This is a genomic window from Bacillus sp. LM 4-2 (assembly GCF_000978495.1).
GTDB classification, from domain to species: domain Bacteria; phylum Bacillota; class Bacilli; order Bacillales; family Bacillaceae; genus Bacillus; species Bacillus subtilis.
The window spans coordinates 3,292,690-3,313,529 of sequence record NZ_CP011101.1; the positions used below are offsets into that span (position 1 = coordinate 3,292,690).

The following is a 20,840-nucleotide window of genomic DNA, read 5'->3' on the forward strand; positions in this document are numbered from 1 at the left end:
TAAAATATAATTGGATACATATATTAAATTATATGATGTAAACTGGCAAATACAATTTATAATAGCACATTCACCCAATACCAATCAAGGTTTGGGTTATTTATATTATGCAGAAAAAAACCGATTTCACTTCGAAATCGGTTTTTTTGCTATTAATTATCTAAGCGAAAAGAACGGTTTGGCAGCTTCCAATTAAACATATAGGAACAAACCCGGCAAACAACGAGCACGAAAAACAGAACGTACAAGCCAAACGAGTTCCCCAGCCAGCCCAAGCCGACGATTAAACCGCCGAGAGCCGCCCAGACCGCATAAATTTCCGCCTTCAGTACAAGCGGTTTGCGCCCGGCAAGAAGGTCACGGATGATTCCGCCCCCGCTTCCCGTCAGCACCGCAGCTACGATCACGGCACTAAGCGGATGGCCCATTTTGACAGCATACAGTGCGCCTTGGATAGCAAAGGCAGCGAGGCCGATCGCATCTGATAAATTGCCCCACTTATTCCAATGCTTCAGCAGCAGCTTCGGAAACAGAAACACAATTGTAATAGATAAAAGCGCGATTTGAAAGTACGCTCCCTGCTCCCATAGCGCTGACACCGGAACACCGATCAGCAAATTGCGGATCGCTCCTCCTCCAAAAGCTGTGACAATCCCTAATATATAAACTCCTAAAATATCATATTCCTCTTCCATCGCAACAATTGCGCCGCTGACTGCAAACGCAATGATGCCAATCACACTGAGCAGCTCCCAAGCCATTCTGATGACTCCCTTTTATGTTTGTTAAATTTTCTGACGACCTCTAGATTTTATAATCGCTCCAGCGTAAAATCAATAACATTTTTATGAGAAAAAAAGATAAATTTAGAGGGAATACGGCTATTGCTGATGGACATGAGTTTGCGAAATTAAAAAAGCGCCCGGCATACGCGGGCGCTTTTTTTGTTATTCAGATTTTTCGCCTTTCAGCAGGCACATAAAAATGATAATCAGGATAAAAGCAATCAGGGCCAGGAATGGAATCGTAATAAAACCAAACCAGTTAATATATTGGCCCGAGCACGGCACGCCGCTTACACACGGCTTAATGCCGCTAAAACCGGGCACTTTTTGCTCTAAGTAATGCATAGTCGAAATGAATGCCCCTATAATCGCCATCGGGAGCACATATTTTTTCACTCGTATGTCCCCTTGAAAGGTGGCGATGCCTAAAATCAGGACGAGCGGATACATGAGGATACGCTGGTACCAACACAGTTCACATGGAATAAACTTTCTGATTTCACTGAAATACAGGCTGCCCAGCATAGCGATAAGAGCCACAACCCAGGAAGCATATAAAAATACGATTCTATTTTTCATATCGTTACTTCCCTTTCAGCTCTTTTTCTATTGTCTCTTTGATTTCATCATAATCCGCAAAATTTTTGATCACTTTATCATTGACGTAAATCGTCGGTGTTGCCTGTATGTTCATTTTTTGATTAAGGTCAGAATCCTTTTCCACTTGAGAAGCGAATGTTTCCTTATCAAGATTTTCCTTGAGTGTCTCAGGTTTTATCTTTGTGGTGTTTTTTGCAAGATCACCAAGGAGGCCTGGGGTTACCCATTCCTGTTCCGTATCCGGCTGTTTTTCGAACAGCTTTTCATGGAAATCCCAGAAAGAGTCAGGGTCTTCCTTCCATACTTCTTCAGATGCAAGAGCCGCTAATCTTGAACCTTTTCCATGGAACATGACGTTCACGAAAGAAAATTTCACATCGCCCTTATCAATAAAGTCTTTTTGTATTTTTGGAAAGATGTCACTGTTAAACACCTTGCAAGACGGACATTTGTAATCTCCGAATTCTACTACAGTTACCGGTGCATCGTCCTTGCCAAGCACAGGCTGCCCTTTGATAGACGGCTGTCCGGAAACCGCATCATTGCCTTGTTCCGTTTTGTTATTAATGATGACAATGGCTGCTAGCAATACAACAACCACAACCGTAAGGATGACCGCGAATTTCGCAGAAGACTGCTGTTTCTTTTTCACTCCGACACCTCATCGTTTTAAAATTAAAAAAGAAGCGGATCGCAATTGACCCACTTCTTTATTTTAACAAGACAAGCGCTGATAAGAAAACCCCGAAAAAATGAATTCTCTCCGACAATTTATTTGTTTTTGAGACGCATGACGCGCATGGCGTTCGCCACAGCAAGCAGTGTAACGCCGACATCTGAGAAAACCGCTTCCCACATGGTCGCAATTCCAAATGCACCAAGAATGAGAAAGATCGCTTTCACACCTAAAGCAAATCCGATGTTTTGCCACACGATACGCCGTGTCCGTTTCGCAATCCGAATCGCTTCCGCAATTTTTGACGGCTGATCTGTCATTAGCACGATGTCTGCGGCTTCTACTGCGGCATCTGAGCCAAGGCCTCCCATCGCGATCCCTATATCTGCGCGGGCAAGCACCGGCGTATCATTGATACCGTCACCGACAAAAATGAGTTTTTCATTAGGCAAAAGCTTAGCTTCTAATGCTTCGACCTGCGCGACTTTATCTTCCGGCAGCAGCTCTGCATATACCTCACCAATCCCAAGCTGTTTTCCGACGGCTTCTCCCGTTTGTTTCGAATCACCCGTCAGCATAGCTGTCTGTTTGATCCCAAGCGACTTCAGATCAGCAACCGCCTGTGCTGCGTCTTCCTTTATCTCATCCGCTATGATGATTGCTCCGGCATAGCGTTGATCAACAGCAACGTGTACGATTGTTCCAGCATTTTCATCCGGGACATCCTCAATTTGTTCTCTTTCCATGAGCTTTTTATTCCCAGCAAGGATCTCAGTTCCATTTACCTTTGCAAAAATGCCGTGGCCAGAGATTTCTTCGTATGACTCAATCTCATCGGAGGAAAGCATTTTCCCGTAAGCTTTACGCACAGATTCAGCAATCGGATGCTGTGAATGAAGCTCAGCGTATGCCGCCGCTTGAAGTAATCTATCCTTTGTAAAACCTTCCGCGGGTTTGATTTCTGTCACTTCAAAGCTGCCTTTTGTTAGTGTTCCCGTTTTATCAAACACCGCGTATTTGACTTGATTCAAGGCTTCTAAATAATTGCTTCCCTTTACAAGCACTCCGGCCTTTGAGGCCGCTCCGATTCCGCCGAAGAAACCGAGCGGAATAGAGACAACAAGCGCACAAGGACAAGAAATCACTAAAAAGATAAGCGCGCGGTACACCCAATCGGAAAGCGCGGCGCCAGAAAGAACAAGCGGCGGAACAAAGGCCAGCAATACCGCGATGATCACAACAGCAGGTGTATAATACTTGGCAAACTTCGTGATAAAGTTTTCTGTCCGGGCTTTACGGCTGCTCGCATTCTGAACCAAGTCTAATATTTTTGATACTGCTGATTCCTGATAGCCCTTTGTGACTTCAATATGCAGAACGCCGTTTTGATTGATAAAGCCTGACATTACATCTTGTCCTTCCTGAGTTTTTCTCGGAACGGACTCACCTGTCAACGCAGATGTATCAACCATCGCTGACCCTTGCACGACCTTACCGTCCAGGGGTATGCTTTCTCCCGGATTAACCACAATGATGTCTCCTGTCTGAACGTCCTCCGGGGAAACCTGTTCAATGCCGTTCTTTGTTTTGAGATTGGCGTAATCAGGCCGTATGTCCATTAACGCACTAATTGATTTTCTGGAACGGCTGACCGCGGCTCCTTGAAAAAGCTCACCGATTTGATAAAACAGCATAACGGCGACGCCCTCAGGGTATTGCTGAATCAGAAAGGCGCCGATTGTAGCAAGAGCCATTAAGAAATGCTCATCAAACACCTGACCGCGGATGATATTTTTAACTGCGCGGATCATAATGTCACCGCCGATGATTAAATAAGCACCGAGGAAAAGGAAAAATTCAATGGTTCCCGAATGAACCAAATATGCCGCTGCGCCGAGAATGACAGCCGCCGCCATTCTGATCAGCATATTGACCATTCGATTACGATAGCCATCATCAGCTGATTTCTTTATATGCTTTTGGCGAACCGTTACATGCGGATCAATTGATTTCACTTTTTTCTCTACTTTATTCGTGACCCATTGCTCTTCTTTCCCATCGGCTGAGACAGTTAAGGTGCTTGCCGCAAAATTTACCGCGCATCCGTCAATGCCTTTTATGCCTTTGACTCCATTTTCGATTTTTTGGGCACAATTGCTGCAATCCAAACCGTCCAGAACGTATTCCTGTTTCACTAGTCTCACCTTACCTTCCGATTTAGGGTTCCCTTTTCAAAGCGTATCAATGAGTATTCTATTTACTTTACATATATGAGCATATACTCATATATAAGTTACACCTATTATATGTTGTTTTCCAAGAAAGTGTCAATGAAAAACAAAAACCGGCATATAGCCGGTTTTTCATTTTACTTTTTGCAGGCGAAGAGCATTCAGAACAACGGAAACGGAGCTGAATGCCATTGCTGCTCCTGCTATCCACGGTGCTAAAAATCCAAGTGCTGCGATTGGGATGCCGAGGCTGTTATAGCCAAGCGCCCAGAATAAGTTTTGTTTAATGTTTTTCATTGTCAATCTACTCATGCGGATTGCGTCTGCAATGCTGTTTAGATCGCCGCGAATCAGTGTAATGTCTGCTGTTTCCATGGCAATGTCCGTGCCAGTTCCAATCGCCATGCCGATGTCAGCTGTGGCAAGCGCCGGCGCATCGTTAATTCCGTCGCCTACCATTGCTGTCTGGCGGCCTTCTTTTTGCAAGCGGGCGATTTCCGCCGCTTTTTGTTCAGGAAGGACTTCCGCAATGATATTCGCAATTCCCGCTTCCTTCGCAATGGCTTCTGCGGTTCTGCGATTGTCTCCTGTCATCATGATGACATCAAGACCCAACTCTTTCAGACGGGCAACAGCCTTCCGCGACGTATCCTTAATCGTATCTGCAACTGCTACTAGCCCCGCTGCTTCTCCATCAATGGATACAAGCATAACTGTTTTCCCTTCGGCCTCTAGCTCTTCCATTTGGGCGAGAAGAGCCCCATGCTCAACCTGTTCGCTCTCCATTAATTTTCTTGTGCCGACGAGAATGCTTTTTCCTCCGGCTTCAGCCAAAATGCCTGCGCCGACTTTTGCTTCAAAACGGGTTAGCTTCGGTATCTCAAGCCCTTTATCTTTCACGCCAGCAATAATCGCTTCGCCAAGCGGATGCTCTGATCCCGTTTCGGCTGCCGCTGCAAATTGAAGCAAATCTTTTTCTTCAAAACGGCCGAATGGAATGGCATCCGTCAGACGCGGCTTCCCGTTTGTCACGGTTCCGGTTTTATCAAGAACAATGGTATCGAGACGATGTGTTTTTTCTAAATGCTCGCCGCCTTTAAATAAAATCCCGAATTCAGCAGCGCGTCCAGATCCAGCCATTATGCTCGTCGGAGTGGCAAGACCGAGGGCGCAAGGACAGGCAATGACAAGAACCGCAATGAACTTGCTGATCGCTTCGGCAAAATCGCCAGGAGCCGCCCAAAGATACCAAATGAGAAAAGTGAGAACGGCAATCCCCAATACAATGGGCACAAAAATGCCTGAAATCTGGTCAGCGAGACGCTGGATCGGCGCTTTTGACCCTTGTGCTTCCTCAACAATTTTGATGATATGAGAAAGCGCAGTATCCTTTCCGACGTTGACAGCTTTAATTTTCAGAAAGCCGTTTGCGTTAACGGTTGAACCTGTCACGCTGTCACCAGGATTTTTGTCAACAGGAAGACTTTCTCCTGTAATCATCGATTCGTCAACCGCTGAACGGCCTTCAACCACTTCTCCGTCGACAGGAATTCGTTCGCCAGGTTTGACGTAAACAATGTCATTAACAAGCACTTCGTCGATCGGGATGATTTGCTCCTGTCCGTCTCTTACAACAGTAGCTGTTTTCGCTTGAAGCTTCATCAGCTTTTTAATCGCATCCGAGGAACGGCCTTTTGCTTTTGTTTCAAACAACTTGCCTAATAAAATCAGCGTCAGCAAAATCGCGCTTGTTTCATAATAAAGGCCGTCTGTATGCCCGTGAGAGCCAATGCTTTGAAAAGTTAGATAAAGACTATAAGCGTAAGCAGCCGTCGTACCGAGGGCGACCAATACATCCATATTGGCGCTTTTATTTCTGAGCGCCTTATAAGCACCCACATAAAACGGCCAGCCGATCAGAAATTGGACTGGTGTCGCCAGCGCAAATTGCATCCACGGATTGAGAAATATATCCGGTACCCAAATGAATGATGTAAATGTAAAATGGCTCACCATCGCCCAAAGCAATGGAAATGACAGGACAGCTGAAAAAATCAGTCTCGCCGTTTGCTTCCGTTCTTCTTTCTTTTTAGCAGCAGCAGCCTCACTGTCCTGTTCCCCCTTCAACTTTAGCTTATATCCAAGCTTATCTACCGCTTCTTTCAAATCGCTGACAGACGCTTCTTTTGGATTGTATTCGACCGTAACTGTTTCTAAAGCGAAGTTTACTGGAGCATTTGCGACGCCTTCTATTTTGTTAAGCCGTTTTTCAATCCGATTGGCGCAAGCCGCACAGGTCATGCCCTCAATATCGAATTCAGCTTTTTCTGTAACGACTTGATAGCCCAGCTTCTCTATTTTTTCCTGAATCGCTGCAGTCCCTGTTTCAGCAGGATCGTAGATTACATTTGATGTTTCCGTTGCCAGATTAACATTTGCATCCGTGACACCGGGCATCCGCTTCAGGCCTTTTTCAATTCTGGCAGCACATGCCGCACAGGTCATACCAGAGACCTGCATCGCGATTTCCTTTTGTTCACTCAACATACTCACTCCTTTATATACACCTGGGGGGTATATAAAAATGAAAGAAATATCGCGCCTCCCTAAAGGCGCGATACCTTGAATCACTTGGCTACATCATAGCCCTGATCTTCTATCGCATCCGCAATATCTTTGACTGATACTTTGTCAGCATCAAACGAAACATCGACTTTACCCGCTTCCAGATTGACATGAACGGCACTGACGCCGTCCAGTTCTCCTACGCTTGTTTCTACTGCTTTGACGCAGTGCTGACAAGACATTCCTTCAACTTGCAATGTTTTTTGTTCCATATCAATTCCTCCTGTTTATTCTTTCTATTTTCATCCTACCATACCCCCGTAGGGTATTACAATAAAAAAACGCTTTATGATTTTGTGAACTTTTTAAATACGTCCAAAAGCTCAGAAATGGCCTGTTCCCCGTCTCCGCTTTTGATGGCATCTGCTACACAATGATGGGCATGATCCTCAAGCAAATGAAGCGCCACATTTTTCATTGCCGCCTGAACAGCTGAAATTTGCACAAGAATATCTACACAATATCTGTCGTTTTCCACCATGTTTTGAATGCCTCTGACCTGGCCCTCAATCCGCTTAAGCCGGTTTGTAATCTGATCCTTTTCTTTCGAGCTTTTATGGTTTAATGTTTTATGTTCGTTATGCTTTTCCATGCGTACACCTCTGTTTAATGATATTAATTCCCATTATACTGATTGTCCAAACGGTTGTCTAAGCATGCCGACGCAAAAATGAATCAGTTAGGTTTTACCATTTGATCAGGAGGGTATATACTTCTGTTGATAACGCTTTTAAAGGGGAGAAGAAAAGTGGACACGATCAAGGTTGGAATATTAGGATACGGATTGTCCGGTTCTGTTTTTCACGGGCCGCTGCTGGATGTTCTGGATGAATATCAAATCAGCAAAATCATGACATCTCGGACAGAAGAAGTGAAACGGGATTTTCCAGATGCTGAGGTTGTACATGAGCTTGAGGAAATCACAAATGACCCTGCCATTGAGCTTGTCATTGTCACCACCCCGAGCGGCCTTCATTACGAGCATGCTATGGCATGCATACAGGCCGGAAAACATGTTGTGATGGAAAAACCAATGACAGCAACAGCCGAAGAGGGGGAAACATTAAAAAGGGCTGCCGATGAAAAAGGCGTATTATTAAGCGTATATCATAACCGACGCTGGGATAACGACTTTTTAACGATTAAAAAGCTGATCTCTGAGGGATCTCTTGAAGATATCAATACATATCAAGTTTCCTATGACCGCTACAGACCTGAAGTTCAAGCGCGGTGGCGGGAAAAAGAAGGCACTGCCACTGGTACGCTGTATGATCTCGGCTCCCACATCATAGACCAAACCCTGCATTTGTTTGGGATGCCTAAAGCCGTGACTGCAAACGTGATAGCCCAGCGGGAAAATGCTGAAACGGTTGACTATTTTCATTTAACCCTGGATTATGGCAAGCTTCAAGCCATTCTATACGGAGGATCAATCGTTCCGGCAAACGGACCTCGTTATCAAATCCATGGAAAAGATTCTAGCTTTATCAAATATGGAATTGACGGACAGGAAGACGCACTCAGAGCGGGAAGAAAACCAGAGGATGACAGCTGGGGTGCGGATGATCCGGAGTTTTACGGAAAGCTTACAACCATTCGTGGCTCCGACAAAAAAACAGAAACGATTCCATCAGTAAATGGCTCCTACCTTACTTATTACCGTAAAATAGCGGAAAGCATACGAGAAGGTGCTGCGCTGCCAGTCACTGCTGAGGAAGGTATTAATGTCATCCGCATCATTGAAGCCGCGATGAAAAGCAGTAAAGAGAAACGAACCATTATGCTGGAGCAATAAAACAAAAGCCTCCCCAAATAAGGGGAGGCTTTTTCATTAGAATGTTTTTCCTGCTTCTTTCGCACGCGCAATCGCGTCTTCTTTGATTTGCTGTGCTTTATCAGGCTCCGCATTATGTCCCTCTACGAAAATGCCATCGAAGGATGGTACGCCGAAGAAGTTCATCATGATGCCGATGTAGCGGTGCCCCATTTCCATCTCGGCCGCAGGGCCTTCTGAATAGTAGCCGCCGCGCGCTTGGATATGAATTGCTTTTTTATCAGTTAATAAGCCGACAGGACCTTGTTCTGTGTATTTGAATGATTTTCCTGCAACAGCAACAGAATCGAGATACGCTTTCATCACTGGCGGGAATGAGAAGTTCCATAAAGGAGTAACAAATACGTACTTATCAGCTGATGCAAATTGATCGCTAAGCTCTCCCAAACGGCCTACTTTCGCTTTTTCGCTTTCAGAAAGCTCTTCAAAGCCTGTACCTGACTGAAGCTTTCCCCATCCGCTAAATACATCTGCGTCAATGTGCGGGATATTTTCTTTGTACAAATCGATATGTACAACTTCATCATTTGGATTCGCTTCTTTGTAAGACTCGATAAATGCTTTACCTGTTGCCATACTGTACGAAGTTGCTTCGTCATGCGGATGAGCAGTGATATATAATACTTTTGCCATTTTTACCAGCCCTTTCGTTTTTAAAAATCACACATCAATTATTATCATACAGATGCATAATGATTATTCTGTCTCTCTTAGACTTTATTATAGAGACAAAGAAATTTACTTTCAAGTAAAACATCTCGAATTAAAGATTATTTAACTTTCCAAACAGCTTTCTTTTCAAAAGCTGTTCTCAAGCCGGAATACAGCGCGGACAGTTCTTTACTGATTCGAGGATAATGAGGGACATGCGGCACTTGAATATCCGCAGGCATCCTTTTCACTATAAAGGATTGCTCAGCCTGTTCAAAAAACGCCCGCAGCTGGTTGATCTCTTCATCAGAAAACGGAGCAGGCGGACGGCGGTGAGCTTGCGCCGAGAGCAAATAGTACCCTAAGTGCTGAGCACCGGAAATGGCAGGCCAGAGCGCCTCCGCATTCGCATGAGGAAACTCTCCAAGGGCCTTGTCATACGCATCCCGAAGCCTGACAAGGCTCACCCTTAACTTGTGTTCGTCGGCATTCTGCCCGGTTAACAGTTTCTCCATAAACTGCCCTTCCAGCCGGATGACGTTCCTCATCAGTTCAGGCAGTCGCTTCGTTGAAAACCGCCGCCACAAAAGTATTGTTCCCAACAGCCCGATCACGCTGCCGACAGCTACATCAGTCAGCCTCGCTATCATAAAATAACCGGCACCCGCGCCGCCATGCATACTTTCTGTGATAACAAGCGCATTTGCGGTTAAAAAGGGAACAGCCAGCGCATAATTGCGGACGATCAGCATCTCAAGAAGACATTGCAGCGCTGCAATACAAAACGCAATATAAACACCGCCCGGCTTAAAAAACAGGATTGCGCCTGCCAGCATAACACCGATTACCGTTCCGGCCGAACGCTGAATAGCCCTGTGAAGCGTAAAAACAACAGTAGTGCCAAGCATGACCGCTGCTGCCGAAAGCGGAATCCAATAGGAACGTGCAAAACCGAATGCGAGGGCAAACATATCGGCGGCAAACAGAACAATTCCGTACTTTAACGCTCTAATCAAAACTGGAGACTTCCAGTCAAAAGCATTTCTCAAAAAGTAAAAAGAGGATGGCAGGCGGCTCGGTTCCCCGTCAAGCTGCTTATCAAAACGTCCTGAAGCGATATGCAAAACCTCATTGATTTCTTCAAACAGCTTCCGCCTAGGCTCAGATTCGTTCTCATTAATCTGAAACGTACCGGAAACCCGTGCATGCGCAAGCATATCTCCGGTTTGGCGAAGTGCCTTTTCAATCTGCGCGGTCTCTCTGTCCGGCGTTTCAGCTGAAAAATGAATAATGGCAATGAATATGTCGTCAGCTTTTTCAAGGAGGCGGAAAAATCGTTCATCATGCCGCGATTTTTTCCGTCCGTTCCCTTTCCCCAGAACGGTTTGGCGGGCTGTTCTGAGCATGAGCACCGTCTGATGCTGCGCATGATGAAAACCTGGCGTTCCGACGGCTGAAAGACATGCAGCCAGCTGATGATATGTTTTTTGCAGCACCGCTCCCTCCGGTCCATGTTTGTTCCATAACCAGCCGATTAAAGCGATACCCATGGCGAAAATGCCGCCGAGAAACGTCAGTCCCGCTCTGAACAGCGCTTGTGAAGGATCGGCCGGCAGCCCGGAACTGACTAAAAAGGCAAGGACAAAAAACATCGGCGCAGGGCCTTGAATGCCGAGCGCGCTAAAAATAAACATCGCCGCTGCACCGATCAGCCCCAAAACAGCCGCCATCATCCAAAGCATCCCGGACAAAAGTGTCCCTAAACCAAATGAGAGGGCGATCCCAATAGAAACCAAGAGCAGCTTCAAGGCGCGCTTTTTGTACGATTCACCGCCCGCATATAAATAAACAAAGCCTCCGATACTTGCAATTAATCCGTAATCCGTGTGACCTGCCAATGCACCGACCAGCACAGGAAACCCTGAAGCGAAACCTGATCCGATAGCCTTTTTCCAAGGAAATGGATTTGCATGAATGCGAAAGGCATCCTTCACGATAGGCATGATTCTTTGATTGTTCGCAGCAGTTTTGTTCATTTGACAAAATCCTTTTCAATGAATGTGTAGAACTTTTCCCGTTTCTTCGCTTTAGTATGCCCAAAAACGCGGTTAGCTTCTCAATTGGTGCGCCCGATAAAAAAACAGAGACTTATACCGTCTCTGCTTGCATGACATCAGTTTATTATCATAAAAGCGGCACCTGTCAGGACTGTTTTGTCCTTCTGCCTTCCTTTAAGAGCAGGTGAATAAAAAATAAAGGATAAATCAATAGATACCCATTAAACAGCCACCACACAAGATCAAAGTCCCTGCTGAATGTCCAGAATGATAGCGCCTGCAGACCTGAACAACAGGTCAGCACAAGAGAAATCAGCGCCATCAGCTTCCAGTCAGCACGATTCACCCGCTGTAGGTACAAGCTGTACAACCCTGTGACAGAAATCAGGATATCCAGCGGAAAAAAAGACCAGTTCCAAGCGATCATAAACGGATGGTCATGATGTTTAAAAGCCCAGCTTTCCGGTATGAGCGAAAACCCGGCTGACAGCCAGTACAAGATAAAACCGATATCAGTCACGAGAAAAAACAGCTTCATATATCTCATTTGTACTGCCCGCTTTTATGTACCGGCTCAGACACCGCAGCATGCTCGATCAGGTTTAAAGACACAACACCGGCAATAATCAATCCAATTGAAATGACTTTCATGACACTCACATGTTCTTGAAAAAACAAAAAACCAACGACTGTAATCAAGACAATTCCCATCCCTGACCATACAGCATAAGCAACTGATACATCAATGGATTTAAGCGTAAGCGTCAGAAAGAAAAGACTCCCTCCATAAAAGAAAATCAACAGCAAACTGGGAATAAGCTTTGTAAAACCAGACGATAGCTTCATGCTGACAGTTCCCGCAACCTCAAACAAAATCGCCAAGCATAGAAACACCCAATTCATGTGGCATCAGCCTCCTCATCAGCTGTTATACCGTTAAACAAAACATCTACAATTGATTCAAGTACCTCTCCTGTCGTGAACTGATGTTTCAGCGGATATTCAGGGTCATACACTTGATTGATGCTCCCTATATACATGTGAACAAACAGGTCCGGATTGATGTTTCTGATTCTCTTTTGCTGTTTGCACTCATTTAATAATGCTAGGACAATCGCCCATTCTTCCTTAATAAACGCGTCTAATGTAAGCCACGCATCGTAATGGTATTTCTTTAGTTCATTTAATAATCCCATGTTCAGCAGTTCCATCCCCTGCGGAAGGCTGATCAGCATTTGTTTCACCTTTTCGAGCACATTTAAACTTTCATTTTCATAGATGTCTCTTTCTATTTGCTTCATTTCAGCTATAAATTGTTCGACAACCGCCTCAACAAGCTGATCTTTAGATGAATAATATGCATAGAGCGTCCGCTTGCTCGTTCCCAGCGCTGCCGCCAAATCATTCATCGTAAATGAAAATCCTTTCTGCTTGATCAGCCGGAAGGTTTCCGCCAGAATTCTTTTATCCATATTAATCCCCCGCTTTCGGTACCAAGAAAACTATTTCGGTACCAATATTATACGGCAGAAATTTATGGAAATCAACAATATATAAAAAAACCTCTCCTATTGGGAGAGGTTTAAAAGACACTGCGGACCAAACCGCCGTCCGCCCGAAGTGCCGCGCCATTGATCGCAGAGGAAAGCGGACTGCTTAAAAATGTAACGAAGTGGGCGATTTCTTCCGGACGGATCAGTCTTTGAATAATAGATGTCGGCCGGTTTTCTTTCATAAAACGTGCCTCAGCTTCTTGAACAGTCAGGTTTTCACCAGGATACAGCGAGTTCAGCATGGTTTCCACACCCTCTGTTAAGGTAGAGCCCGGCATGACGGTGTTGACTGTGACATTCGTGCCGGTTGCCAGCTCCGCCAAACTGCGGGAAATGGACAGCTGCATCGTTTTTGTCGCACTGTAATGGGCCATTTCCTGTGACGGCATAATCGCCGCTTCACTGGCAATGAAAATCACACGCCCTTCTTTTTTCTCTATCATGTTATGCAAATACCTGCGTGTCAGCCTTACACCGCTCATAATATTCACTTCAAAAAAACGAAACCATTCATCGTCGGGAATATCAAAGTACTCCGCCGGTTCAAAAATCCCTAAATTGTTGACCAAAATATCAACCTCTGGATATGCCTGAAACAGCTCATTGCAGCCTTCTTCTGTTCCCAAATCAAATGCAGCCGGATAAAGAACCGCTTCAGCATGTTGTGTTTTCAGTTCATCTATCGTTTGATTCACTTTCTCTTCCCGGCGTCCGTTAATGATCACTGCCGCACCTTCTTCAGCTAACGAAGAGGCAATAGCTTTTCCGATCCCTGATGTCGAACCGGTCACCAGTGCGGTTTTTCCTTGTAAATTCAGCTTCATTATTCATCCCTCCGTTTTTGATTCCTCTTATTTATTGACAGAAATCTGATTGGTGAAACATCTGCTCTGCAATCAGTATGAAACAGCTGGGATTGAAATGGAAGTACGCACTTTTTGGTGCCTGTGGTTTGGAGAAAAAATAAAGCAGAACCTCTTAAGAGGTTCTGCTTTATTGTCAGTATGTATGGAGACGGTGGGAGTCGAACCCACGTCCAGAAACATCGATTACTTAAGCGTCTACGAGCGTAGCCTGCATATTTATGGTTTCACTCATCTTCTTGCCTGCGGGCGGGCCTTCCGAGAGCTAGTCTGTTCATCTCTTCTTACGTTCTCAGACGGGAACGCAAGCGTAGCCTACTTGGATGTGCTCTTCACAGACACATAGGCAATGTCAGGAAGAGCTCGCTGCGCTTATTAGGCAGCTAATGCTACGTTTTGGTTAAAACTGTTAGTTTTGCCAGTTATATTTAAGTGCGTGTTTACGAGATCGCCTCTCGGCTCGCAGCTCAAGCTCGATCCATCCCTGTCGAATCCGTAACGTCCCCTTGGTATAAGGGAAATACGGGAGAAAATATCAAGCTCTCACTCAAACTGGCTATAGTCTTATTATAACATGATCACGGCTCTTTTCAATTGTCAAATCCTTCAAATGAATGGCGTCGTGATCTGATCGTGAACACAGTATAGCACAGGCCTGATTTTCGAATCAAGCACTATGCCTTTAGAAGCCTTTTTGACTGTCTCTGAACGCTCTTTCGATTTCCCGCTTCGCGTCCTTGCGCTTCAGATCTTCCCGTTTGTCATAGTTCTTCTTCCCTTTTCCAAGGCCGAGAAGCACTTTGGCAAAGCCGTTTTTTAAATACAGCTTCAGCGGAACGAGAGAATAGCCTTTTTCCTTTGTTAACCCGATCAGCTTATTAATCTCCTTGCGGTGCATTAACAGCTTTCTTGTCCGGAGCGGATCGTGGTTATAGCGGTTTCCCTGCTCATATGGGCTGACGTGCATATTGTGGAGAAACACTTCTCCCCGTTCGATTTTGGCGAAGGAATCCTTAAGGTTTACGCGGCCGGCGCGAATCGATTTGATTTCGGTTCCTTGCAGAACGATGCCTGTTTCATAGGTTTCTTCTATAAAATAATCGTGGTTGGCTTTCTTATTTTGAGATAATACTTTTCCTGACCCTTTTGGCATGCCAGAACCTCCTCTCTCTAAGGAAAAACTGTCCACCTTTTGCGATACGCTCTATTTTACCAAATGTCACGTACCGCTACAATGAAAAGCTGTTTCCGAAAGAAAGCAAATAGAGCGCTGCGGCCCTATTTGCTGGTTGAGCTGCTATTTCTTCTTTTTCCGTTTCTGTTTCGGAGCATTCTGGAAGCCGCGTTTTTTCTTTTTCTTCTTCGGCTTAGTGAACCACTCCCCTTTTTCCTCAGACGGAGCTGGAGAAACAGGTGTATTGGTGCTTTGAACACGTTTTCTGGCAGGCTTTCCGCGTTTTCTGCTCCGGCTGCTGTCCAATTCTCTCGGACGCCGCGGAGTGCCTTTCATGCCGACAATTTCAAAGTCGATATTGCGCTCATCTTTATTGACATCGACAACCTTGACTGTGATTTCATCCCCGATGCGGAAGACGTTGCCTGTCCGCTCGCCAATCATTGCGAAATGCTGTTCGTCAAAGCGGTAGTAGTCATCTGTCATAAAGCTGACATGGACGAGTCCTTCAATTGTATTCGGCAGCTCGACGAACATTCCGAAGTTTGTCACAGAGCTGATCATGCCGTCAAACTCTTCACCGATTTTATCAAGCATGTATTCCGCTTTTTTCAGATCATCCGTCTCACGCTCGGCGTCAACTGCACGGCGCTCCATAGATGATGTATGTTCGGCGATATCCGGCAGGCGTTCAGCCCACTTTTCCTGTGTCGCTTCATCGACCTTGCCGTTGATCAAATACGTTCGGATCAGACGGTGAACGATTAAGTCCGGGTAACGGCGGATCGGTGATGTGAAATGCGTATAGAATTCCGTTGACAGACCGAAGTGCCCCAAGCTTTGCGGGTCGTATTTCGCCTGTTTCATCGAACGGAGCATAACAGTAGATATAACCGTTTCCTCTGGTCTGTCACGCACAGCGTCCAGAATGCTTTGCAGCGCGCGCGGATGAATATTCCCCGCCGTTCCTTTCACCACATAGCCAAATGTCGTCACAAATTCTAAAAACTTTTGCAGCTTTTCAGCATTCGGCTCTTCGTGAATCCGGTATATAAACGGGACATTCATCCAATGGAAATGCTCCGCAACTGTTTCGTTTGCTACAAGCATAAATTCTTCAATCAGCTTCTCGGCGACAGAGCGTTCTCTGATCACAACGTCTTTAACCGCTCCTTCGTCATCAACAAGCACCTTTGCTTCTTTGAAATCAAAGTCAACGGCGCCGCGGTCCATCCGCTTATCGCGCAGAATTTGAGCCAGACGCTCCATGTCTTTGAACATCGGAACAAGAGGCTCGTATTTTTGTTTCAGCTCTTCATCATCATCAACAAGAATTTTATTCACATCTGAATATGTCATTCTTTCCGTTGTTTTGATGACACTTTGGAAGATCTCGTGCTCTGTCACCTGTCCCTGACTGTTAATTGTCATTTCACAAGAAAGCGTCAGGCGGTCAACCTTTGGATTTAAGGAGCAGATGCCGTTTGACAATCTGTGCGGAATCATCGGGATGACACGGTCAACCAGATACACACTTGTCCCTCTTTCAAGCGCTTCTTTGTCAATCGGCGAGTTTTCGGTTACGTAATGGCTGACATCAGCTATGTGAACGCCAAGCTTGTAGCTTCCATCATCAAGCTTCGTCACGGTAACTGCATCATCCAAATCCTTCGCATCCGCACCATCAATGGTGACAATCACCTGGTCACGGAGATCACGGCGGTCTTTCAGATCTTTTTCATCAATCGTGTCAGGCGTACTTGATGCCTGTTCCATCGCGTCAGCTGGAAATTCTCCCGGCAGGCCGTGCTTATGAATGACCGATAAAATATCAATGCCCGGGTCGTTTTTGTGGCCGAGAATGGTTTCAACCTCACCCTCTGCGTTCATGCGGCCTTCAGGATAGCTCGTCAGCTTGACAACAACCTTATGCCCTTCCGCAGCTCCATTTTTCCCATTTTTCGGAATGAAGATGTCACTCGTGATTTTTTTGTCGTCCGGAATGACAAAGCCGAAGTTTCTCGTTTCTGTATACGTGCCGACAACCCGCTGAATCGCTCTTTCTAAAATCCGTATGACGGTTCCTTCCTGCCTGGAGCCGCTTGATTGTGAGTTCAGACGCACCATGACGATATCGCCGTTCATTGCCGTATTTAGCTCATTAGGCGGAATAAACACATCACTTAACGACGTATCCTCAGGCAGCAAAAAGGCGAATCCTTTCGCATGGGCTGAAATCTTTCCTTTTATTAAATTCATCTTCTCCGGAATGCCGTAGCGGTCGCTTCTCGTCCGTACGATAAGCCCTTTTTCTTCCAAGGCGACTAACGCTTTGACGAGCTCTTTAAACTCCTCGGCTTCCGTAATATTTAACATCTCCTCAAGTTCCTGAACGGTCAGAGGTTTGTACGCCTCTTCCTTCATAAACGAGAGAAGCTTTTCCATAAATGCTTCTTTTTCCATTATCCGACCTCCTGTTGATTACCAATCGAGCTTCTCTAAAAATTCATACACATCCTGATGGACGAGGTCACGTTCTTTGTCGAGTGTAATGACATGCCCTGATTCCTCGTACCATTTCAGCTGTTTATCATCAGTTTCCACTTCGTTGTAAATAATATTGGCGCTTTCGGTATTAATCATGTGGTCATGACGGGCCTGCACCACAAATGTCGGTGAATAAATCATATCGACATTATTCCGCACATCAGCAATTAAGTCTTGCAGCGCCTTGAGGGTATTCATCGGCGTTTTTTCGAATTCTTTCATTTCCTCTTCAATTTGCTCCGGGCTTTTCCCCTCAAACTTTTTGTAATTGCGAGCGTATGAAAGAACGCCTTGATACATGACCTCTTCACTCTTAATATGCATCGGTGCGCACATTGGGACAATTCCCTTTATGGGTACAGTGTAACCCAATTTCAGCGAAAAAACCCCGCCAAGCGACAGTCCGCAGGCAGCAATGCTCTCATAACCTTCAGATTTTAAATATTCATAGCCATCCATTACGTTTTTCCACCAGTCTTCGGGCCCCGTATGTACAAGTTCTTCAGGCGGGACGCCATGTCCTTCATATTGAGGCGCGTGGCACGTATAGCCGCGTTCATTCAAATATCGTCCCAGCATCCTTACATCCGCTGTATTTCCTGTAAAGCCATGCAGCAAAAGCACCGCTTTGTCTCCGCCTTTAAATGTAAATGGTTTTGGTGTCACAACTTTCATGCTCATGTCTCCCTTTCTATCTGCACGATCATTTTAGTTTTCCACAGTTTAATCAGAAAAAAACGTTTTGAATATCATCCAGAAACGTGAAAAAGGCCTGACTTCACATCAGACCTTATACAAACATTGCCCTATAGGATATAAGCAAGCGCAATCGTTAACACGAAAAACAAGACTGCCAGCACTACCGTAATGCGGTGCAAAATTAAATCAAGACCTCTTGCTTTTTGTTTCCCGAAGAGCTGCTCCGCTCCGCCTGAAATCGCACCAGATAATCCGGCACTTTTACTGGATTGAAGCAAAACGACAATAATAAGTGCAATGCTGACGATAACCAATAAGGTAATCAAAACTGCGTGCATCCCATACACCTCCAGACTCACTGGCTACATTACTTCTATTTTACATGAAAAGGGTTGGCATGTCACGCTGTATCAGACGCCAAAAGGCCGGATAAGACGTTTTATCTTGGTTACCCTATTCATATGAAAAGGTCAAAGGAGAAAAGCGATGCCGCTTATCAGCATAGACAGCAGGAAACATCTTTTTTATGAAGAATATGGACAGGGAATCCCTATCATTTTTATCCACCCGCCGGGCATGGGACGAAAGGTTTTTTATTATCAGCGCCTTCTATCCAAGCATTTCAGGGTGATTTTTCCGGATTTAAGTGGCCACGGTGATAGTGATCACATCGATCAGCCAGCGTCTATTTCCTATTACGCAAACGAGATCGCGCAATTCATGGACGCTTTGCACATTGATAAAGCTGTGTTATTCGGGTATTCTGCCGGAGGCTTAATCGCGCAGCATATCGGCTTCACCCGCCCGGACAAAGTGTCACACCTTATTCTGTCCGGCGCCTACCCCGCTGTTCATAACGTAATCGGCCAGAAGCTGCACAAACTGGGAATGTATCTGCTTGAAAAAAACCCCGGTTTGCTCATGAAAATCCTCGCTGGCAGCCACACAAAAGACAGACAGCTTCGCAGCATATTAACAGACCATATGAAAAAAGCAGACCAGGCCCATTGGCATCAGTATTATCTGGATTCGCTTGGCTACAACTGCATTGAACAGCTGCCCCGCCTAGAAATGCCAATGCTGTTTATGTATGGCGGCCTGCGGGACTGGACCTTTACAAACGCAGGCTATTACCGAAGATCGTGCAGACATGCCGAATTTTTCAGATTGGAATATCAGGGACATCAATTGCCGACAAAACAATGGAAAACGTGCAATGAGCTGGTGACAGGGTTTGTGCTGACACATCATTCATAGGAATAGAAAACGCTTGGCTTCCTTGCGTTTTTTGTTACTTTATTGACTTTTGTCAACGAAATCATAGTAAAAAAGATCCTCAAATTTCAAATTAAAATAGTGAAGCATTTTACCAATCACAAGCTGCCCCGGCCTTCTTTCTCCATTCAGCACGCGGCTCAGTGTGGCGGGTGAGACTCCGATTTCCAGCGCAAGCTGATTAAGGGAATAATCGTTATTAACCATATACTGCAAGACATAATCACGTCTAATCTGTATCTTTTCTACTGGCACTTTCCTCACCTTCCATTCCTGAAAAACTTTTTTCTATACTTTTACATTACGGCTTATGTTAACTTTTGTCAATACATTTCCAGTCTACCTATTCCCTTTAGTCAATAAACATACTAAAATATGAGTAACAGTGAGGGACGGGGTGAGATATATGGAAAGCTTTGGCGAACAATTACGGGCATTGCGTGAAGAGAGAAAGTTAACAGTCAACCAGCTGGCGACTTATTCAGGCGTAAGCGCGGCCGGCATCTCCAGAATCGAAAACGGAAAACGGGGCGTTCCCAAACCTGCCACCATCAAAAAACTGGCAGAGGCCTTAAAAATTCCTTATGAGGGGCTTATGTACAAGGCTGGTTACATCGAAGAAGTGCATGAAGCCAGGGCCCCTTATGAAACGAAGTGCAAGCTGCTTGAAAAAGCGGAGGCCTATGACCTGAAAAACCTTGCGCTTCTTGAGAACGAAAAGTGGCAATATCTCAATAAAGAAGATTTGCTCATGCTGGATCATTATTTTTCGTTTATTTCAGATGAAGCGAAAAAACGGTCTGCTGATGACTGACTCTTGATAGAAATGTGAGGCGATAGACCATGTCACCGTTCGGACAGCAATTACGGGAGCTGCGCCGCGCCCGCAAACTGACAGTGAATCAGCTTGCGGTGTACTCAGGCATCAGCTCGGCCACCATTTCAAAAATTGAAAACGGCAAACGCGGGACGCCAAAACCCGCCACGATTAAAAAACTGGCAGCCGTCCTGAAAGTGCCGTACGAAAACCTAATGGCCGCCGCAGGCCATATTCAGGCCTTTCCTGAAGAAATCCGCGAAGCATCTGAAGGCTATCAATCCGTTTATGAAATTTACCAGACGGCTGTCACACGCGGAGCGGAGCACCTCCCGATTTTCAATAGTCAAAAATGGGAACATCTCTCAAAGCAGGATATTGAAAATCTCAGCAAATACTTCGATTTTTTGTCTTCAGAAGCAAAAAAACGCGCCTCTTCCTCATAATCCCCTG

General features: G+C 45.4%; 22 protein-coding genes and 1 other RNA gene. 4 read left to right on the forward strand and 19 right to left on the reverse strand.

The genetic code is table 11. The features are described 5' to 3' along the window. Positions 1-152: 152 nt before the first annotated feature. From bslm_RS16420 to csoR, 7 genes are all read right to left on the reverse strand, one after another. The gene (locus tag bslm_RS16420) at positions 153-761 is read right to left on the reverse strand and encodes a trimeric intracellular cation channel family protein (RefSeq protein WP_003219999.1); all 609 of its coding nucleotides are present in this window, start codon (positions 759-761) and stop codon (positions 153-155) included. 186 nt (positions 762-947) lie between these two features. Next, positions 948-1,364 (reverse strand): disulfide oxidoreductase, encoded by a 417-nt coding sequence (locus bslm_RS16425; RefSeq protein ID WP_046381333.1) that lies wholly within the window; start codon positions 1,362-1,364, stop codon positions 948-950. Positions 1,365-1,368: 4 nt separating this feature from the next. Beyond that, positions 1,369-2,037, reverse strand: a complete 669-nt coding sequence (gene bdbD, locus bslm_RS16430; protein ID WP_046381334.1) for a disulfide bond formation protein BdbD — start codon at positions 2,035-2,037, stop codon at positions 1,369-1,371. Between the two features lie 119 nt (positions 2,038-2,156). After that, positions 2,157-4,265 carry a heavy metal translocating P-type ATPase gene (locus bslm_RS16435; protein WP_128484064.1) on the reverse strand — a complete coding sequence of 703 codons (2,109 nt, stop codon included), beginning with the start codon at positions 4,263-4,265 and terminating at the stop codon, positions 2,157-2,159. A 159-nt stretch (positions 4,266-4,424) separates the two neighbouring features. Further along, positions 4,425-6,836, reverse strand: a complete 2,412-nt coding sequence (gene copA, locus bslm_RS16440) for a copper-exporting P-type ATPase CopA (RefSeq protein ID WP_046381336.1) — start codon at positions 6,834-6,836, stop codon at positions 4,425-4,427. 83 nt (positions 6,837-6,919) lie between these two features. After that, complete coding sequence (gene copZ, locus bslm_RS16445; protein ID WP_003244260.1) at positions 6,920-7,129, reverse strand: copper chaperone CopZ; 210 nt, start codon at positions 7,127-7,129, stop codon at positions 6,920-6,922. 74 nt (positions 7,130-7,203) lie between these two features. After that, a complete protein-coding gene (gene csoR / locus bslm_RS16450) occupies positions 7,204-7,509 on the reverse strand; it encodes a copper-sensing transcriptional repressor CsoR (protein WP_003228404.1) in 306 nt (101 codons plus the stop codon). A gap of 126 nt (positions 7,510-7,635) precedes the next feature. On the opposite strand from csoR, the gene iolW reads away from it, so the two are divergent. Further along, complete coding sequence (iolW, locus tag bslm_RS16455; protein ID WP_046381337.1) at positions 7,636-8,712, forward strand: scyllo-inositol 2-dehydrogenase; 1,077 nt, start codon at positions 7,636-7,638, stop codon at positions 8,710-8,712. A gap of 36 nt (positions 8,713-8,748) precedes the next feature. Here iolW and azoRB read toward each other — a convergent pair whose 3' ends face one another. From azoRB to secG, 11 genes are all read right to left on the reverse strand, one after another. Then, positions 8,749-9,384 (reverse strand): FMN-dependent NADH-azoreductase AzoRB, encoded by a 636-nt coding sequence (azoRB, locus tag bslm_RS16460; protein ID WP_003243587.1) that lies wholly within the window; start codon positions 9,382-9,384, stop codon positions 8,749-8,751. A 137-nt stretch (positions 9,385-9,521) separates the two neighbouring features. Beyond that, entirely contained in the window at positions 9,522-11,438 is a 1,917-nt protein-coding gene (locus bslm_RS16465; protein ID WP_046381338.1) for an FUSC family protein, read from the reverse strand. A gap of 166 nt (positions 11,439-11,604) precedes the next feature. Next, positions 11,605-12,006, reverse strand: a complete 402-nt coding sequence (locus tag bslm_RS16470; RefSeq protein WP_017695155.1) for a YvaD family protein — start codon at positions 12,004-12,006, stop codon at positions 11,605-11,607. Beyond that, on the reverse strand, positions 12,003-12,362 hold the full coding sequence (locus bslm_RS16475) for a DMT family transporter (RefSeq protein ID WP_003228392.1): 360 nt from the start codon (positions 12,360-12,362) through the stop codon (positions 12,003-12,005). The genes bslm_RS16470 and bslm_RS16475 overlap by 4 nt, the downstream gene beginning before the upstream one ends. Continuing rightward, positions 12,359-12,931, reverse strand: a complete 573-nt coding sequence (locus bslm_RS16480) for a TetR/AcrR family transcriptional regulator (RefSeq protein ID WP_003243160.1) — start codon at positions 12,929-12,931, stop codon at positions 12,359-12,361. Before bslm_RS16480 ends, bslm_RS16475 begins: the two co-directional genes overlap by 4 nt. A gap of 110 nt (positions 12,932-13,041) precedes the next feature. Further along, positions 13,042-13,836, reverse strand: a complete 795-nt coding sequence (locus bslm_RS16485) for an SDR family NAD(P)-dependent oxidoreductase (protein ID WP_003228388.1) — start codon at positions 13,834-13,836, stop codon at positions 13,042-13,044. Positions 13,837-14,018: 182 nt separating this feature from the next. After that, positions 14,019-14,381, reverse strand: a transfer-messenger RNA (tmRNA) gene (ssrA, locus tag bslm_RS21080). Positions 14,382-14,557: 176 nt separating this feature from the next. Continuing rightward, the gene (gene smpB, locus bslm_RS16490) at positions 14,558-15,028 is read right to left on the reverse strand and encodes an SsrA-binding protein (RefSeq protein ID WP_003220025.1); all 471 of its coding nucleotides are present in this window, start codon (positions 15,026-15,028) and stop codon (positions 14,558-14,560) included. A 144-nt stretch (positions 15,029-15,172) separates the two neighbouring features. Beyond that, positions 15,173-17,512, reverse strand: a complete 2,340-nt coding sequence (rnr, locus tag bslm_RS16495; protein WP_003228386.1) for a ribonuclease R — start codon at positions 17,510-17,512, stop codon at positions 15,173-15,175. A gap of 18 nt (positions 17,513-17,530) precedes the next feature. Next, positions 17,531-18,271, reverse strand: coding sequence for an alpha/beta hydrolase (locus bslm_RS16500; RefSeq protein WP_003242610.1), 741 nt, complete (start codon positions 18,269-18,271; stop codon positions 17,531-17,533). 131 nt (positions 18,272-18,402) lie between these two features. Continuing rightward, entirely contained in the window at positions 18,403-18,633 is a 231-nt protein-coding gene (secG, locus tag bslm_RS16505) for a preprotein translocase subunit SecG (RefSeq protein ID WP_003220028.1), read from the reverse strand. Positions 18,634-18,781: 148 nt separating this feature from the next. Between secG and bslm_RS16510 the strand changes: the two genes are divergently transcribed. After that, positions 18,782-19,552: an alpha/beta fold hydrolase gene (locus bslm_RS16510; RefSeq protein WP_003228381.1), complete on the forward strand. Its 771-nt coding sequence runs from the start codon at positions 18,782-18,784 to the stop codon at positions 19,550-19,552. A 39-nt stretch (positions 19,553-19,591) separates the two neighbouring features. Here bslm_RS16510 and bslm_RS16515 read toward each other — a convergent pair whose 3' ends face one another. Continuing rightward, positions 19,592-19,825, reverse strand: coding sequence for a helix-turn-helix domain-containing protein (locus tag bslm_RS16515; RefSeq protein WP_009968172.1), 234 nt, complete (start codon positions 19,823-19,825; stop codon positions 19,592-19,594). 151 nt (positions 19,826-19,976) lie between these two features. Between bslm_RS16515 and rghR the strand changes: the two genes are divergently transcribed. Both rghR and bslm_RS16525 read left to right on the forward strand, forming a co-directional pair. Further along, positions 19,977-20,384 carry a transcriptional repressor RghR gene (gene rghR, locus bslm_RS16520; RefSeq protein WP_003220034.1) on the forward strand — a complete coding sequence of 136 codons (408 nt, stop codon included), beginning with the start codon at positions 19,977-19,979 and terminating at the stop codon, positions 20,382-20,384. Between the two features lie 29 nt (positions 20,385-20,413). Beyond that, positions 20,414-20,833: a helix-turn-helix domain-containing protein gene (locus bslm_RS16525; RefSeq protein ID WP_003228377.1), complete on the forward strand. Its 420-nt coding sequence runs from the start codon at positions 20,414-20,416 to the stop codon at positions 20,831-20,833. The last annotated feature ends 7 nt before the right edge of the window (positions 20,834-20,840 follow it).